Below are 14,386 nucleotides of genomic sequence, written 5' to 3' on the forward strand. Positions count from 1 at the left end.
CATGGCCAGCTTCACCACCCCCGACGGCGTCACCCTCGCCTACGACGACATCCAGCCGCCCGGCGGGGCGGAGCGGACCATCCTCCTGCTCCACGGCTTCGCGTCCAACCGCGGCGAGGGTTGGCGCCGGACCGGCTGGTACGGCGCCTTCGAACGGCGGCGGATGCGGGTGATCGGCCTCGACCAGCGCGGCCACGGCGAGAGCGCCAAGCTCTACGACCCCCAGGACTACGGCCGCGAAAAGCTGGCCGGCGACGTCCTGTCGCTGATGGACCACCTGGGCGTCCAGCGCTGCGACCTGTTCGGCTACTCCATGGGTACGCGCACCGCCCTGCAGGCGGCCATCCTCGCGCCGGGCCGGTTCTCCAACCTGATCCTCGGCGGGGTCGGCGGGCGGCTGCTGCAGCCTTCCACGGATCGCGGGAGCATCATGGCCGACGCCATGCTGGCCGAGGACCCGGCGACGATCACCCAGCCCTTCCTGCGCAGTTTCCGCCAGTTCGCCGACGAGCAGGGGGAGGATCGCCGGGCGCTCGCCGCCTTCGTGCAGGCCGAGAACCCGCCGCTCGACGAGGCCGCCATGGCCGCCCTGCCGATGCCCGTGCTGGTCGTGGCCGGCCAACGGGATGAGGGCGCCGGCGACCCCGAGGATCTGGCGCGGATCTTCCCGCTGGGCAAAGGCGTGTCCCTGCCCGGCTGCGACCACTTCTCGGCCATTCCGCACGGGCTGACCAAGGCGACGGTCTTCGACTTCCTCGATGGCCTGCTGGACGACCCGTACGAGGGGCGGTTCTAGCCTCGGGCGAAGGAGTAGGCGCCGCCCTTCTCGAGCGCCGCCTTGTAGGCCGGTCTCGCCTGGAAGCGTCCCACCCAGGCGGCGAGGTTCGGGTGCGCCGCCAGCCGGCCGAAGGCGCCGGCGACCTCGCCCACGAAGCTCATCTGGATGTCCGCGGCCGAGAGCTCGACCCCGAGCAGCCAGTCGCGCCCGGCCAGAGCCTGGTCGACATAGCCCAGGTGGTTGGCGATCTCGCTGTCGATCCGCGGCTGGAGCGGCGCGGCCGCCTCGCCCAGCCGCCCGACGTAGAGCTGCAGCATCAGCGGCAGCATGGCCGAGCCCTCGGCGTAGTGCAGCCACTGCAGGTAGGTCTCGTGGGCGTCGGTCCCGGCCGCCGGCGCCAGACGCCCGCCGCCGTGGCGGCGAACGAGATAGTCGATGATCGCGCCGGACTCGTGGACCGTCCGCTCCCCGTCGGTGATCACCGGCGACTTGCCGAGCGGATGCACCGCCTTCAGCTCCGGCGGCGCGAGCCGGGTCGTGGCGTCACGGGCGTAGCGCCTGATCTCGTAGGCGACGCCGAGCTCCTCGAGCAGCCACAGGACGCGCTGCGAGCGCGAGTCGTTGAGATGGTGGACGACGATCATGGCGTCTCCCTCGAAAGGCCGGCAGCAAAGCCCCCTGACGCGACGCAAGGCAAGCATCGCCTATAAGGGGGCCATGAGCCTCGTCCTGCCCGATCTGACCGACCTCCTGGACCTCGCCGCGCGCGAGGCCGACGCCCTCGTCACCGAGCTGCGCGACGCCGTGGCCGCCCGGGTCCGTCGCGACGGCCGCCTGGACCGCGCCGCCCTCGACGCCGGACAGCACGGCGCCCACGGCCTGGCCTGGGCCGCCGCCTACGCCGAGACGCTGCGCCAGACGGCCGCCTGGGCCCGGGCGCTGGGCCCCCGGCTCGGCGAGGCCGACGCCCTGCCGGCCCAGATCCTCGCCTTCGAGTACCTCAGTCAGCTCGCGGGCGGCCTGCCGATGAACCAGGGGGAGATGTTCCGGCCCGGCGACCTGGGCGTTGCGGCCGACCGTCTGCAGTCCGTCATCGAGCGGTTGCGGCCCGGCGCGTCGCAGGCGGTGCGCGCCCGCATCGTCGCCCTGCTGGACCAGGCGCGCGGGCAGCCCTCGCTGGAGGCCAGCGGCCTCGACGAGACGCTGGAGGCGGTTCGGGACCAGTTCCACGCCTTCGCCGCCGAGAAGATCGCGCCCCACGCCCACGGCTGGCATCTCCGCGACGAGCTGATCCCGCTCTCGCTGCTGCAGGAACTGGGCGACCTCGGCGTCTTCGGCCTCACCGCGCCGGAGGCGTGGGGCGGTTCCGGACTCGGCAAGGTGGCCATGTGCGTGGTCTCGGAGGCGTTGTCCCGCGGCTGGATCGGGACCGGGTCGCTGGGCACCCGCTCCGAGATCGCGGCCGAGCTGATCCTGGCCCACGGCACGGAGGACCAGAAGGCGCGCTTCCTGCCCGGCATCGCCTCGGGCGCGATCATCCCCACCGCCGTGTTCACCGAGCCGGAAGCCGGCTCGGACCTGGGCAGCCTGCGCACCCGCGCCGTGCGCGATGGCGAGGTCTGGCGGGTCACCGGGGCCAAAACCTGGATCACCCACGCCGCCCGCGCCGACCTGATGACCCTGCTGGTCCGCACCGACCCGGCCTCGAAGGACCACCGGGGCCTCTCCATGTTCCTCGCCGAGAAGCCGCGCGGAAGCGAGGCTGATCCCTTCCCCGCGCCGGGCATGGGCGGCGGCGAGATCGGCGTCATCGGCTATCGCGGGATGAAGGAGTACGAGATCGCCTTCGACGGCTTCGCCGTGCCCCACGCCAACCTGCTGGGGGGCCATGAGGGGCAGGGCTTCGTCCAGCTGATGGCGACCTTCGAGAGCGCCCGCATCCAGACCGCCGCCCGGGCGATCGGGGTCGCCCAGAACGCCCTGGACCTCGCCCTCGACTATGCATTGGCGAGGCGCCAGTTCGGCGAGCCCCTCGCGGCCTTCCCGCGGGTGGCCAACAAGCTGGCGATGATGGCGGCGGAGATCCTCGGCGCGCGCCGCCTCGCCTGGTTCGCCGCCGAGGCCAAGGACCAGGGGCGCCGCTGCGACCTGGAGGCGGGCATGGCCAAGCTGGTCGCCGCGCGGGTGGCCTGGGCGGCGGCCGACAACGCGGTGCAGATCCACGGGGGGGCGGGGTTCGCCATCGAGCAGCCGGTGAGCCGCGTGCTCGCCGACGCGCGCATCCTCAACATCTTCGAGGGGGCCGGCGAGATCCAGGCCCAGGTGATCGCGCGGCGCCTGCTGGAGGGCGCCAACTGAGCCGCGACTACCGCGGGCGGAAACCCTCGCAGATCAGTCCGATCTGGCGGTCCATGGCCTCGGTCATGGCCCGGGCGTCGGCCGCCCTGGTGATGGCCAGGCGCCAGGTCCAGGCATAGGCCGCCATCAGCAGGTCGATGATCTCCTGCGGGTCGGCGGCAGGGTCGACGTCGCCCGCCTCGACGCCCTTGGCGAGACAGTCGCGGATAACGTCCTGCAGCCGCGGAGTATGGCCGTAGGGCCGGGCCGTGGGCGGCAGGGTCCAGTCGTAGGCGGCCGCGATGTGCGCCAGGAACAGGCGCGCGCGGGGGGCCTCGAAGGCGAAGTGGATGGCGAACATCGACCGGAGCCGGTCGGCGGTGGAGCCCCGCAGGTGCGGGACCACCCGGTCGAGCTCGGCGTAGAGCGGCTCCAGGCGGTCCTGCATGACCTGGCTGAGGATCTCGCCCTTGGAGGCGAAGGTGGTGAACACGCTGCCGACGGAGACGCCCGCGTGGCGGGCGATCTCCCGGATCGTGGTCCCCTGGTAGCCGGAGGTGTCGAACAGCTCCCGCGCCGCGTTCAGAACGCGGTTGCGGGTCGCCTCACGCTGGCTGGCGCGGGCGCCCGAGGCGCCCGGCTGCGGTCCGACATCTGCCTTCATCCATGGCCCCCCGGCCCAGGCCGCGATTAGCCGCGGCGTGCGCCCGCCAGCAGGATGCGGATCTGATCGCGCGCGCGCGCCTGGAGCGCATCCAGGCTCCAGCCCTGGAAGATGGCCTGCGGGAAGTTCGACAGATAGGCGTCGAACAGCATCTGGGTGCGCAGCTTCACCTCCGACTCCTGGCCGAGTTCGCCGCGGGCGACCGCAGCCTCGAGCTGTTCGGAGATCAGGTCCTGGAGGGCCTGCACCGGCGCGGCGCTGCGGATCGCCGGGCCGTCCTGCGGGGCCCAGGAGACGCAGAAGGCGGCGCGGGCCAGCGGCAGCTGCGACTTGTAGAAGGCGTAGCCGGCGCTGAACATCTTCAGCAGGGCGTCCTCCACCGTGCGGCCGCGGCCGGCGGCCTCGCGCATGGCGTCGCTGAGCGCGATCATGTCGGCCATCATGATCTCCCGGAAGAGATCGGACTTGTCGGTGAAGTTGGCGAACACTGCGCCCGTGGACATGCCCGCGGCGGCGGCGATGTCGCGGATGGTGGCGCCTTCATAGCCCTGCTCGCTGAACAGGCGGCGCGCGGCGGCCAGCACCTTGGCGCGCGTCTGCTGCTTCGCGAGCGCGCGGCGGGTGGGCACCTTCACCTTCGTTTCGGCGGCGGGCTGGAGGGGAGAAACGTGCTTCATCTCATGACCTTCGGAAGAGCGCGGGGGAGGCGCTCGTTTGACTGCTCAGTGGTGATGGCGCGGGCTCCGGGGGGCCGGAACGTCGCGAAGTCGGCTGCCATCTAGCCGGGGCCGTCCCTCGGCGCCCCGCCGCGGCGCGTCCTGGCGGGGAAGTGGATTGAACATGTTCAGTATCCCCGTTCCGCGATACGGGGAGAACGCTACAATCAATGCAGGAGACCTGATCCGCCAGAACGACCTTGGGGCCGAAAGACGAGCTTTGAGTCTGACCATCCCTTTCGAGTGTGGCTGATTTGCGACGAAACCAACGAATCCGGATCGTTGAACATGATCAATCCGGACGCAGTCAAGCTTCAATTGCAGCGATATCCGTAAATCACCGTTCTCGGTGGCCGAACAGGCGTCGGCGGCCTAAATTGGGGCGATGGACCTGTTCGACTACCTGATCCCGGCGGCGCTGCTCGCCGTCGCCACCGTGCTGGCCTTCGGCATCTACGCCCTCTTCCGCGGCGGGGATTTCGGCCGTTCCTACTCGAACAAGCTGATGCGCCTGCGGGTCGTCATGCAGGCCGTCGCCATCGCCGTCCTGATGGGCGCGGTGTGGTGGCGCGCGAGCCACTGAGCGACAAATGGTCACGCTGAACCGGATCTACACCCGCACCGGCGACGACGGCCGCACCCGCCTGGCCACGGGTGAGCCGGTGAGCAAGGCCGGCCCGCGGGTCGAGGCCTACGGCGCGGTGGACGAGACCAACGCCTGCATCGGCCTCGCCCGGCTGCACACGGCCCAGGCAGCCGAACTCGACCCCATGCTGGCGCGCATCCAGAACGAGCTCTTCGACCTGGGCGCGGACCTCTCCACCCCGCCCCGCGAGGACGAGGCCGCGACCCTGCGGATCCTCGACACCCAGGTCGCGCGGCTGGAGCGGGAGATCGACGAACTGAACGGCGTCCTGCCGCCGCTGCAGTCCTTCATCCTGCCGGGCGGCACGCCCGCAGCCGCGGCCCTGCACCTGGCGCGCACCGTCTGCCGCCGCGCCGAGCGCGAGGCCGTCAGGCTGATGGAGGCCGGCGAGCCGGTCAGCGGCCCGGCCATGCGCTACCTGAACCGGCTGTCGGACTTCCTGTTCGTGGCGGCGCGCTTCGCCAACGACCGCGGCGCGTCCGAGGTGTTCTGGAAGTCCGGGGCGACCCGCTAGGGGTTCTGGACCGGGGCGGGCGGGCGGCCGATGGCGGCGCGGGCGGCGGCCTCGGCCTCCTTGTCCTGGATCGTGCGGCCGGTGATGTCGGAGATCAGCACCGGCTGGGCGCAGACGCGCTGGCCGTGGTCCCACCACTTGTGGGCCTCCTCGCACTTCTTCATCGGCATCACCCAGCCGACCTGCCAGACGAGCACGCCGACCGACAGGACGGCGAAGACTCCCAGGAAGATCAGTTTCAGGCGGTTGATGGTGCGGGTCATGGCGGGCTCTCTAAGCGCAGGCGCGGCGTCTGGCTAGCGGCGGGTTCCGACGGAAATGCGGCGCCTGCGAAGTCGAGGCGGTTTGCAAAGTGCGCCGGAACCGTTATTGCCCCCTGCGACCGATTTTTCCGCAATGCAAATTTTGAGGCGTAGGCCATGAAGGTATTGGTCACCGTCAAGCGGGTGATTGATTACAACGTCAAGGCGCGGGTGAAGCCGGACCAGTCCGGCGTGGATCTCGCCAACGTGAAGATGTCGATGAACCCCTTCGACGAAATTGGCGTCGAAGAGGCGGTTCGCCTGAAGGAGAAGGGCGTGGCCACCGAGGTGGTCGCCGTCTCCGTGGGCCCGACCCAGGCGCAGGAGACGCTGCGCACGGCGCTCGCCATGGGCGCCGACCGCGCGATCCTCGTGAACGCCGGCGACCAGGACCTCGAGCCGCTGGCCGTGGCCAAGGTGCTCAAGGCGGTCATCGCCGAGGAGAGCCCGGACCTGGTGATCATGGGCAAGCAGGCCATCGACGGCGACAACTCGGCGACCGGCCAGATGCTCGCCGCCATCCTCGACTGGCCGCAGGCGACCTTCGCCTCGGCGGTGGAAGTGGCCGGCGGCAAGGCCAAGGTGACCCGCGAGGTCGACGGCGGCCTGCAGACCCTCGAGGTCGACCTGCCCGCCATCGTCACGGCGGACCTGCGCCTCAACGAGCCGCGCTATGCCTCGCTGCCCAACATCATGAAGGCCAAGAAGAAGCCGCTCGACGTGAAGGAGTTGGCTTCGGTCGGCGCCGACATCGCGCCGCGCCTGAAGGTCGTGAAGGTCACCGAGCCGCCGAAGCGCGCCGGCGGCATCAAGGTTGAGACCGCGGCCGACCTGGTCATGAAGCTGAAGAACGAAGCGGGGGTGCTCTAATGGCCGTTCTCGTCATCGCCGATCACGACAACGCGTCCCTGCGCGACAACACCCACAAGGTCGTCACCGCCGCCCAGAAGCTGTCGGGCGACATCGACATCCTGGTGGCCGGCCAGGGCGTGGGCGAGGTGGCCAAGGCCGCCGCGTCGATCCAGGGCGTGCGCAAGGTGCTGGTCGCCGAGAGCGCCGAGCTCGGCCAGGGTCTGGCCGAGGCCTTCGAGGCCCTCGTCGTGCCGCTCGCCGCGGGCTACGACGCCATCCTGACGCCGGCGACCTCGCAGGGCCGCAACATCAGCCCGCGCATCGCCGCGAAGCTGGACGTGGCCCAGATCTCCGACGCCGTCGAGATCGTCGACGCCAACACCTTCGTGCGCCCGATCTACGCCGGCAACGCGCTGGAGACCGTGCAGTCGTCCGACGCCAAGAAGGTCGTCACCGTCCGCCCGACCGTCTTCAAGGCGGCGGCGGAAGGCGGTTCGGCCACCGTCGAGACGATCTCGGCTCCGGCCGCGCCGGCCAAGGCCAAGTTCGTCGACCAGCAGATCGTGAAGTCGGCCCGTCCCGAGCTGGGCGGCGCCAAGATCGTGGTCTCCGGCGGCCGCGCCCTGGGCTCGGCGGAAGAGTTCCAGAAGGTCATCGAGCCGCTCGCCGACAAGCTCGGCGCGGCGGTCGGCGCCTCCCGCGCCGCGGTGGACGCCGGCTATGCGCCGAACGACTACCAGGTCGGACAGACCGGCAAGGTCGTCGCCCCCGAGCTCTACGTGGCCGTTGGCATCTCCGGGGCCATCCAGCACCTGGCGGGCATGAAGGACTCCAAGGTGATCGTCGCGATCAACAAGGATCCCGACGCCCCGATCTTCGCCGTCGCCGACTACGGCCTGGTGGCGGACTACAAGGCCGCCGTGCCGGAGCTGATGAGCGAGCTGACCAAGGTCGGCAAGTAGTCGCAGCGGACGCACGCGCCGAAACGACAAGGGCGGCTCCTCGCGGAGCCGCCCTTTTTCGTGCGCGGGAGCGCGGCGGCCGGGAGACGGCGCCGATACACGCCCTGCGCGATTAGTGACTGGCGGAAGCGCCAACCATGCAACCCACGGAAGATCCAGCCGGGCGCGAGCGCCACACTCCATGGCGAAGGCTACGCTGCGTCGCAGCAAAGGCCTTGTCTGCGCCGCAATAGGCGATGTTAATAGCGGCCCCATACCGCGGGTGCGAAGGAATGCGCCCCGCCTGCGAGGCTTAAAGCTCAATGGTTCAAATCAGATCGGTCGGCGTCATCGGCGCGGGCCAGATGGGTTCCGGCATCGCCCACGTCTGCGCGCTCGGCGGCTACGACGTCCTGCTGCACGACGTCAGCGAGGACCGGGTCAAGGCGGGATTGGCGGCCATCGAGAAGAACATGACCCGCCAGGTCGCCCGCGGCATCATCGACCACGAGGCGATGGACGCGGCGCTGAAGCGCATCAAGGCCGCCCCGGAGCTGCAGAGCATCGGCGGCGCGGACCTGGCCATCGAGGCGGCCACCGAGGACGAGGAGGTCAAGAAGACCATCTTCAAGGCGCTCTCGCCGCACCTCGGCAAGGACACCCTGCTGGCCTCCAACACCTCGTCGATCTCGATCACCCGGCTGGCCAGCGCCACCGACCGGCCCGAGCGGTTCATCGGCCTGCACTTCATGAACCCGGTGCCGCTGATGAAGCTCGTGGAGATCATCCGCGGAATCGCCACCGGCCCCGACACCTACGAGACCGCCGTCGCCTTCGCGCAGTCGCTGGGCAAGACCACCTCCAACGCCGAGGACTTCCCCGCCTTCATCGTCAACCGGATCCTGGTGCCGATGATCAACGAGGCGATCTACACCCTCTACGAGGGCGTAGGCACGGTGGAGGCCATCGACACGGCCATGAAGCTGGGCGCCAACCATCCCATGGGTCCGCTGGAGTTGGGCGACTTCATCGGCCTCGACACCGTGCTCTCGATCATGAACGTGCTGCACGAGGGCCTGGCGGACTCCAAGTACCGCCCCTGCCCGCTGCTGGTGAAGTACGTCGAGGCCGGCTGGCTCGGCCGCAAGGCCGGCCGCGGCTTCTACGACTACCGCGGCGAGCACCCGATCCCGACGCGCTGATCTGTTCGGCTACTCCGCCGCCAGGCGGAGGGCCGGGCGCTCGGGATTGGAGAACTCCATCACTCCGTCCTCGAGCTTCGCGTAGCGCAGGGTCATGAGGTCCATGGCGTAGTTCTGGTGGAGCTTCCAGGGCGCCCTGGTCCCCTGCTTCGGGAACTTGTCCATCGCCCGGGTCACGTAGCCCGAGGAGAAGTCCAGCCACGGCGCCGTGCCGATGCCGGGGTCGGTGTTGCGCGGCGTCGCCTGGCGCAGGCCGGTCTTCCTCATGTGGTTCAGGAGGCGCGTGACGTACTCGCATGTCAGGTCGCACTTCAGGGTCCAGGAGGCGTTGGTGTAGCCGAAGGCCGAGGCCAGGTTCGGCACGCCCTCGTACATCATGCCCTTGTAGGACAGGGTCTTGCCCGGCTCGACCTTGCGGCCGTCGACGGTCAGCTCCAGCCCGTTCATGACCTGCAGATTGAGCCCCGTGGCGCTGACGATGACGTCGGCCTTCAGCGCCTTGCCGGACTTCAGGCGGATCCCGTCCTCCGTGAAGGTCTCGATGTGGTCGGTCACCACCGAGGCGGTCCCGGCCTTGATCGCCTGGAACATGTCGGAGTCGGGCACCAGGCAGAGCCGCTGGTCCCAGGGGTTGTAGGTCGGGGTGAAGTGGGTCTCGACGTCGTAGTCGGGCCCGAGCTCGGCGCGGACCATGTCGATGATCCGCTGCTTCACGGCGGCGGGCTTCTTCCGCGCCATGTTGAAGAAGTACATGCCGAACAGGACGTTGCGCCAGCGGACGATGTCATAGGCGAGCTTGCCGGGCAGGCGCGCGCGCAGCCAGTTGGCCATGCGGTCCTCGGCCGGGCGGCTGACCACATAGGTGGGCGAGCGTTGCAGCATGGTGACGTGGCCGGCGGTGCGGGCCATCTCCGGCACCAGAGTCACCGCCGTAGCGCCCGAGCCGATGACCACCACCTGCTTGCCGGCGTAGTCGAGGTCCGAGGGCCAGTGCTGCGGATGGACGAACCGGCCGCGGAACCGCCCGCGGCCCGGGAACTCGGGCGTGTAGCCCGCCTCGTAGGAATAGTATCCGCCGCAGAGGAACAGGAAGCTGCAGGTGAAGCGGCGGACCTGCCCTTCGCTCTCGGCCTCCACCGTCCACAGCGCATCCTCGGTGGACCATGAGGCGCGCTTCACCTGGTGGCGGAAGCGGATGTGGCGGTCGATGCCGTGCTCGGCGGCGGTCTCGCGCACATAGTTCAGGATCGACGGCCCGTCGGCGATGGCCTTGGCCTCTGTCCACGGTTTGAAGGCGTAGCCCAGGGTGTACATGTCGCTGTCCGAGCGGATACCGGGATAGCGGAACAGGTCCCAGGTGCCGCCGATCGCCTCGCGGCCCTCGAGGATCACATAGGAACGGTCCGGCGCCTCGTTCTGCAGGTGCCAGCCGGCGCCCACGCCCGACAGGCCCGCGCCCACGATCACCACGTCGAAATGCTCGGCCATCATTCGTCCCCGAAGTCCTCCGTCTCGCGCGCGGAGGTCACCTGAACATTGATCACATAAGTCCCGGCCGAACGCCACTCCGCCCGCGGCCGGACCCGCCCCGCTGCGACGGTTAATCCATTCGACTTCATCGGATTCGGCGTCGGATACTCGCGGGTGATTCGGATGGGACCATGCGACGGCTCACCCCTGCCCTCCTGGGCGCGACCTATCTCTGCGTCTCCCTGACCGTCGCGCTTTCGCTGTGGCGGAACGGCGAGGGCTGGGGCTCGGGCGTCTCGGCCTTCGTGGCCACCATCGGCCTGTGCATGGCGCTGCACGGCATCATCGCCCGGATCATCGAGAACACCGCCATCCGCGCCGAGATGGACGCGGTCCGCGAGGCCCACAAGATCCTCATCGACCAGGTCGAGCGGCTGGACGCCCGCGTCGCCGAGGTCGCCGAGACCGCGGCCGCCGACGCCCACAAGTCCGACGAGATCCTGGACGAGGTGCACCTGCTGGAGAGCCTCGTGGAGCGGATGCAGCAGCGGCTGGAGGAGCGTCCCGCCCCGGCCGGGCCCTCGCCGCTCGCCGCCCGCCTGGGGCACAACTCCGACCACCGCGCCGCCGGCCTGCTGATGGATACGGTCCGCGAGGCCCTGACCGAGAACCGCGTGGACCTCTACCTGCAGCCGGTGGTGGGTCTGCCGCAGCGCAAGACCGTGTTCTACGAGAGCTTCTCGCGCCTGCGCGACGAGACCGGCCGGGTGATGATGCCGGCGGAATACCTGACCGTCGCCGAACCCGGCGGGCTGGTCACCGCCATCGACAACCTGCTGCTGTTCCGCTGCGTGCAGATCGTGCGCCGCCTGGCCGCCAAGGACCGCCGCATCGGCATCTTCTGCAACATCTCCATGGCGAGCCTCGCCGACGAGAGCTTCTTCCCGCAGTTCCTCGACCTCCTGAAGGACAACCGCGACCTCGCTGGCGCCCTGATCTTCGAGATCGGCCAGGGGGCCTTCGACACCCGCGGCCCGATCGAGGCCCGCAACATGAGCAAGCTGGCCGAGCTCGGTTTCCGTTTCAGCCTCGACAAGGTGACCAACCTCGACCTCGATCTGCAGGACCTGGCGCGGGCCGACGTGAAGTTCATCAAGGTCGGCGCCGAGATGCTTCTGGACGAACTCACCGAGGTGGACGGCCGGCTGGTGCTGCGCAGCCTGCCCGACCTCGCCGCGGAGGACTTCGCGGCGCTCAACCGCCGCTACGGCGTCGAGATCATCGCCGAGAAGGTGGAGAGCGAGCGACAGGTGGTCGACATCCTGGAACTCGACATCGCCTACGGCCAGGGCCACCTGTTCGGGGAGCCCCGCGCCATCCGGGACTCGGTCCTCGCCGAGGCCACGCCGCCGGCGCCCGCACTGCGCCCGCCGCTCGCCCACCCGCTGGCGCGCCGCGTCGTGGGCGGGCGGTACTGACGCGCCGCCGCGTCTTCGGGCTTTGCGCCGCCGCCGTCTTGGGCTAGCCCCGCCCGGCCATGACCGCCGCCGCCCAGCCCGCCTTCGCCTCCGGCCTCGCCGAGATCTCCGACCGCTACGACGTGGTGCTCTGCGACATCTGGGGCGTGATCCACAACGGCCGCGAGGCCTTCCCGGCCGCCTGCGAGGCGCTGACGCGGTTCAACGCCGGGCGCGGGCCGGTCGTGCTGATCTCCAACGCGCCGCGCCCCCATCCTCCGGTGATCGAGCAGCTGATGGGCTTCGGCGTGCCCCGGAAGGCCTTCGCCGAGGTGGTCACCTCCGGCGACGCGACCCGCGTGCTGCTGGCCGAGCGCGCTCCGGGCCCGACCTGGAAGATCGGCCCCGACCGCGACTGGCCGCTGTACGAGGGCCTGGGTCTTCGGGAGGCGGCCCTGGACGAGGCGGCCTTCATCTCCTGCACCGGGCCGTTCGACGACGAGAACGACGTCCCGGAGGATTACCGTGAGGACTTCTGCCGGGCGATCGAACGGGGCCTGGAGATGATCTGCGCCAATCCGGACATCGTCGTGCAGCGCGGCGACAAGCTGATCTACTGCGGCGGGGCGCTCGCCCAACTCTACGAGGCGCTCGACGGGCGGGTGCTGATGGCCGGCAAGCCGCACCCGGCGATCTACGACCTCGCGCTGGCCAAGGCCGCCGAGCGGCTGGGCCGTCCGGCGGACCGGTCCCGTGTGCTCTGCATCGGCGACGGCCTGGGCACCGACATCCGCGGGGCCAATGCGCAGAAGCTGGACGCGGCCTTCATCGCCAACGGCATCCACGGCGAGGAGACGGTGCGCGACGGCAGGCTCCAGCCGAAGGTCGTGGAGCACCTGCTGTCCATCGAGGGCCTCACCGCCACCTGGGCCATGGCCGACCTGGTCTGGTGAGGCGCGGCGTTCCTAGGTAAGGATCGGAAGAAGGGGAGCGGCGGGCGTGCAGGGTTTCTATTTCGACGAGCTGACCGTAGGCCAGACCGCGGAGCTGACCCATGTGGTGGGCGCTGCCGACATCGAGGCCTTCGCCGAGGTGAGTCACGACACCAACCCCGTGCACCTGGACGAGGCCTATGCGAAGACCACCACCTTCGGCGGTCGGATCGCCCACGGCATGCTGGGCGCCGCCTATATCTCCGCCGTCCTCGGGACGAAGCTGCCGGGGCCGGGAGCCATCTACCTGTCGCAGTCCCTGCGCTTCCGCCGGCCGGTAAAGATTGGCGACCCGGTCACCGCCCGGGTGACCGTGAAGGCGCTGGACGAGAAGCGCGGCCACGCCACGCTGGAGACGGTTTGCCAGGTGAACGGCAAGACGGTGATCGACGGCGAGGCCGTGGTCATGGTCGCCCGCCGGTCCGCATGAGCCGCGTCCGGGTCATCCGCGGCTGGAAGGACCTGCCCGCCGCCGACCGCGGGGCGGCGGTGGCCATGGGCAGCTTCGACGGCGTCCATCGTGGCCACCAGAAGGTCATCGCCCTGGCGGCCCGGGCGGCGGGCGACCTGGGGGCCCCGCTGGGGGTCATCACCTTCGACCCGCACCCCCGGACCTATTTCCGGCCCGACGAGCCGGCCTTCCGGCTGATGCGCTTCGACCAGCTGGCCCGAGCCCTGGAGGCCCTGGGGGTGGACACCGTCTACGTCCTGCCCTGGGACGCGGAGCTCGCCAACATGACCGACCGCGAGTTCGCGACGAAGGTGCTGCACGAGGGCCTGGGCGCCCGGCACGTGGCGGTGGGCTTCGACAACTCCTTCGGCAAGGGCCGCACCGGCACGCCCCAGACCATGCGCCAGTACGGCGAGGAGCTCGGCTTCGGCGTCTCGGTGGCCGAGCCGGTGGCCGGCGGGAGCGGCGACAAGTTCTCGTCCACCGCGGTGCGCGAGGCCCTGCGCCAGGGCCGCCCCGAGGAGGCCGCGGAGATCCTCGGCCGGCCCTTCGCCATCGAGGGTGTTGTGCAGCGCGGCCGCCAGCTCGGCCGCAAGTTGGGCTTCCCCACCGCCAACGTGCCGCTCGCCGACTATGTGACGCCGAGGTTCGGCGTCTACGCCACCCGCACACGGCTGCAGGACGGCCGGCGCGTCCCGGGCGTGGCCAACATCGGCGTGAACCCCACCGTCGACGGCATCACCGCGCCCCTGCTGGAGGTCTGGCTCTTCGACTTCGACGAGGACCTCTACGACCAGGTCATCGAGACCGACCTGATCGCCTTCCTCCGCCCCGAGGAGAAGTTCGCCGGCCTCGAGGAGATGACCGCCCAGGTCATGAGGGACGCCCGGGCCGCCCGCGACCTGCTGATCCCGGACTTCGACTGAGCGTCTCCCCTCCGATCCGCACGCCCCCCGGCCCGATCCGTCGACTTCGGCGCGGAACGGGCGAGATCACCGGCTTCTATCCGCCGCCCTACTCTGTTAGAGCCTGCCGCCGATGACCCAGGTTCGGACGAGCGTGCG

Annotated in this window: 16 protein-coding genes; 11 read left to right on the forward strand and 5 right to left on the reverse strand. The window is 70.2% G+C overall.

The genetic code is table 11. The annotated features are described in order from the left end of the window. Position 1: 1 nt before the first annotated feature. Complete coding sequence (locus V7Z97_RS04455) at positions 2 to 796, forward strand: alpha/beta fold hydrolase (RefSeq protein ID WP_334161691.1); 795 nt, start codon at positions 2 to 4, stop codon at positions 794 to 796. Here V7Z97_RS04455 and V7Z97_RS04460 read toward each other — a convergent pair. Continuing rightward, positions 793 to 1,422, reverse strand: coding sequence for a glutathione S-transferase family protein (locus V7Z97_RS04460; RefSeq protein ID WP_334161692.1), 630 nt, complete (start codon positions 1,420 to 1,422; stop codon positions 793 to 795). The genes V7Z97_RS04455 and V7Z97_RS04460 overlap by 4 nt on opposite strands. A 73-nt stretch (positions 1,423 to 1,495) precedes the next feature. Between V7Z97_RS04460 and V7Z97_RS04465 the strand changes: the two genes are divergently transcribed. Further along, positions 1,496 to 3,136 (forward strand): acyl-CoA dehydrogenase family protein, encoded by a 1,641-nt coding sequence (locus V7Z97_RS04465; RefSeq protein ID WP_334161693.1) that lies wholly within the window; start codon positions 1,496 to 1,498, stop codon positions 3,134 to 3,136. Between the two features lie 7 nt (positions 3,137 to 3,143). Here V7Z97_RS04465 and V7Z97_RS04470 read toward each other — a convergent pair whose 3' ends face one another. Both V7Z97_RS04470 and V7Z97_RS04475 read right to left on the reverse strand, forming a co-directional pair. Next, on the reverse strand, positions 3,144 to 3,779 hold the full coding sequence (locus tag V7Z97_RS04470; protein ID WP_334161694.1) for a TetR/AcrR family transcriptional regulator: 636 nt from the start codon (positions 3,777 to 3,779) through the stop codon (positions 3,144 to 3,146). A gap of 26 nt (positions 3,780 to 3,805) precedes the next feature. Then, a complete protein-coding gene (locus V7Z97_RS04475; RefSeq protein WP_334161695.1) occupies positions 3,806 to 4,456 on the reverse strand; it encodes a TetR/AcrR family transcriptional regulator in 651 nt (216 codons plus the stop codon). A gap of 424 nt (positions 4,457 to 4,880) precedes the next feature. Between V7Z97_RS04475 and V7Z97_RS04480 the strand changes: the two genes are divergently transcribed. Together V7Z97_RS04480 and V7Z97_RS04485 are read left to right on the forward strand one after the other, a co-directional pair. Next, a complete protein-coding gene (locus tag V7Z97_RS04480; protein ID WP_334161696.1) occupies positions 4,881 to 5,078 on the forward strand; it encodes a twin transmembrane helix small protein in 198 nt (65 codons plus the stop codon). 7 nt (positions 5,079 to 5,085) lie between these two features. After that, entirely contained in the window at positions 5,086 to 5,655 is a 570-nt protein-coding gene (locus V7Z97_RS04485) for a cob(I)yrinic acid a,c-diamide adenosyltransferase (protein ID WP_334161697.1), read from the forward strand. Here V7Z97_RS04485 and V7Z97_RS04490 read toward each other — a convergent pair. After that, positions 5,652 to 5,918 carry a hypothetical protein gene (locus V7Z97_RS04490; protein WP_334161698.1) on the reverse strand — a complete coding sequence of 89 codons (267 nt, stop codon included), beginning with the start codon at positions 5,916 to 5,918 and terminating at the stop codon, positions 5,652 to 5,654. The two genes, V7Z97_RS04485 and V7Z97_RS04490, sit on opposite strands and share 4 nt — an antisense overlap. 156 nt (positions 5,919 to 6,074) lie before the next feature. Here V7Z97_RS04490 and V7Z97_RS04495 point away from each other — a divergent pair, with 156 nt between their 5' ends. From V7Z97_RS04495 to V7Z97_RS04505, 3 genes are all read left to right on the forward strand, one after another. Continuing rightward, positions 6,075 to 6,827 (forward strand): electron transfer flavoprotein subunit beta/FixA family protein, encoded by a 753-nt coding sequence (locus tag V7Z97_RS04495; protein ID WP_334161700.1) that lies wholly within the window; start codon positions 6,075 to 6,077, stop codon positions 6,825 to 6,827. After that, positions 6,827 to 7,771: an electron transfer flavoprotein subunit alpha/FixB family protein gene (locus tag V7Z97_RS04500; protein ID WP_334161702.1), complete on the forward strand. Its 945-nt coding sequence runs from the start codon at positions 6,827 to 6,829 to the stop codon at positions 7,769 to 7,771. Before V7Z97_RS04495 ends, V7Z97_RS04500 begins: the two co-directional genes overlap by 1 nt. A gap of 302 nt (positions 7,772 to 8,073) precedes the next feature. Further along, positions 8,074 to 8,952, forward strand: a complete 879-nt coding sequence (locus V7Z97_RS04505) for a 3-hydroxybutyryl-CoA dehydrogenase (protein WP_334161703.1) — start codon at positions 8,074 to 8,076, stop codon at positions 8,950 to 8,952. 9 nt (positions 8,953 to 8,961) lie between these two features. Here V7Z97_RS04505 and V7Z97_RS04510 read toward each other — a convergent pair whose 3' ends face one another. Then, the gene (locus V7Z97_RS04510; RefSeq protein ID WP_334161704.1) at positions 8,962 to 10,443 is read right to left on the reverse strand and encodes a flavin-containing monooxygenase; all 1,482 of its coding nucleotides are present in this window, start codon (positions 10,441 to 10,443) and stop codon (positions 8,962 to 8,964) included. Positions 10,444 to 10,613: 170 nt separating this feature from the next. On the opposite strand from V7Z97_RS04510, the gene tipF reads away from it, so the two are divergent. Genes tipF through V7Z97_RS04530 form a run of 4 tightly spaced genes read left to right on the forward strand, consistent with a single transcriptional unit; the run spans position 10,614 to position 14,248 of the window. Continuing rightward, positions 10,614 to 11,900: a flagella assembly cyclic-di-GMP phosphodiesterase TipF gene (gene tipF, locus V7Z97_RS04515; protein ID WP_334161705.1), complete on the forward strand. Its 1,287-nt coding sequence runs from the start codon at positions 10,614 to 10,616 to the stop codon at positions 11,898 to 11,900. 59 nt (positions 11,901 to 11,959) lie between these two features. After that, the gene (locus tag V7Z97_RS04520; RefSeq protein WP_334161707.1) at positions 11,960 to 12,832 is read left to right on the forward strand and encodes a TIGR01459 family HAD-type hydrolase; all 873 of its coding nucleotides are present in this window, start codon (positions 11,960 to 11,962) and stop codon (positions 12,830 to 12,832) included. A gap of 46 nt (positions 12,833 to 12,878) precedes the next feature. Beyond that, positions 12,879 to 13,301 (forward strand): MaoC family dehydratase, encoded by a 423-nt coding sequence (locus tag V7Z97_RS04525; RefSeq protein WP_334161708.1) that lies wholly within the window; start codon positions 12,879 to 12,881, stop codon positions 13,299 to 13,301. After that, a complete protein-coding gene (locus V7Z97_RS04530; protein WP_334161709.1) occupies positions 13,298 to 14,248 on the forward strand; it encodes a bifunctional riboflavin kinase/FAD synthetase in 951 nt (316 codons plus the stop codon). Before V7Z97_RS04525 ends, V7Z97_RS04530 begins: the two co-directional genes overlap by 4 nt. Positions 14,249 to 14,386 lie beyond the last annotated feature (138 nt).

The organism is Phenylobacterium sp., from assembly GCF_036821595.1.
GTDB lineage: Bacteria > Pseudomonadota > Alphaproteobacteria > Caulobacterales > Caulobacteraceae > Phenylobacterium.

What these genes read in the sequence shown, in the direction of transcription:
- V7Z97_RS04455 (WP_334161691.1), top strand. Translation starts at nt 2, where the DNA reads ATGGCCAGCTTCACCACCCCCGACGGCGTCACCCTCGCCTACGACGAC.
- V7Z97_RS04460 (WP_334161692.1), bottom strand. Translation starts at nt 1,422, where the DNA reads ATGATCGTCGTCCACCATCTCAACGACTCGCGCTCGCAGCGCGTCCTG.
- V7Z97_RS04465 (WP_334161693.1), top strand. Translation starts at nt 1,496, where the DNA reads ATGAGCCTCGTCCTGCCCGATCTGACCGACCTCCTGGACCTCGCCGCG.
- V7Z97_RS04470 (WP_334161694.1), bottom strand. Translation starts at nt 3,779, where the DNA reads ATGAAGGCAGATGTCGGACCGCAGCCGGGCGCCTCGGGCGCCCGCGCC.
- V7Z97_RS04475 (WP_334161695.1), bottom strand. Translation starts at nt 4,456, where the DNA reads ATGAAGCACGTTTCTCCCCTCCAGCCCGCCGCCGAAACGAAGGTGAAG.
- V7Z97_RS04480 (WP_334161696.1), top strand. Translation starts at nt 4,881, where the DNA reads ATGGACCTGTTCGACTACCTGATCCCGGCGGCGCTGCTCGCCGTCGCC.
- V7Z97_RS04485 (WP_334161697.1), top strand. Translation starts at nt 5,086, where the DNA reads ATGGTCACGCTGAACCGGATCTACACCCGCACCGGCGACGACGGCCGC.
- V7Z97_RS04490 (WP_334161698.1), bottom strand. Translation starts at nt 5,918, where the DNA reads ATGACCCGCACCATCAACCGCCTGAAACTGATCTTCCTGGGAGTCTTC.
- V7Z97_RS04495 (WP_334161700.1), top strand. Translation starts at nt 6,075, where the DNA reads ATGAAGGTATTGGTCACCGTCAAGCGGGTGATTGATTACAACGTCAAG.
- V7Z97_RS04500 (WP_334161702.1), top strand. Translation starts at nt 6,827, where the DNA reads ATGGCCGTTCTCGTCATCGCCGATCACGACAACGCGTCCCTGCGCGAC.
- V7Z97_RS04505 (WP_334161703.1), top strand. Translation starts at nt 8,074, where the DNA reads ATGGTTCAAATCAGATCGGTCGGCGTCATCGGCGCGGGCCAGATGGGT.
- V7Z97_RS04510 (WP_334161704.1), bottom strand. Translation starts at nt 10,443, where the DNA reads ATGATGGCCGAGCATTTCGACGTGGTGATCGTGGGCGCGGGCCTGTCG.
- tipF (WP_334161705.1), top strand. Translation starts at nt 10,614, where the DNA reads ATGCGACGGCTCACCCCTGCCCTCCTGGGCGCGACCTATCTCTGCGTC.
- V7Z97_RS04520 (WP_334161707.1), top strand. Translation starts at nt 11,960, where the DNA reads ATGACCGCCGCCGCCCAGCCCGCCTTCGCCTCCGGCCTCGCCGAGATC.
- V7Z97_RS04530 (WP_334161709.1), top strand. Translation starts at nt 13,298, where the DNA reads ATGAGCCGCGTCCGGGTCATCCGCGGCTGGAAGGACCTGCCCGCCGCC.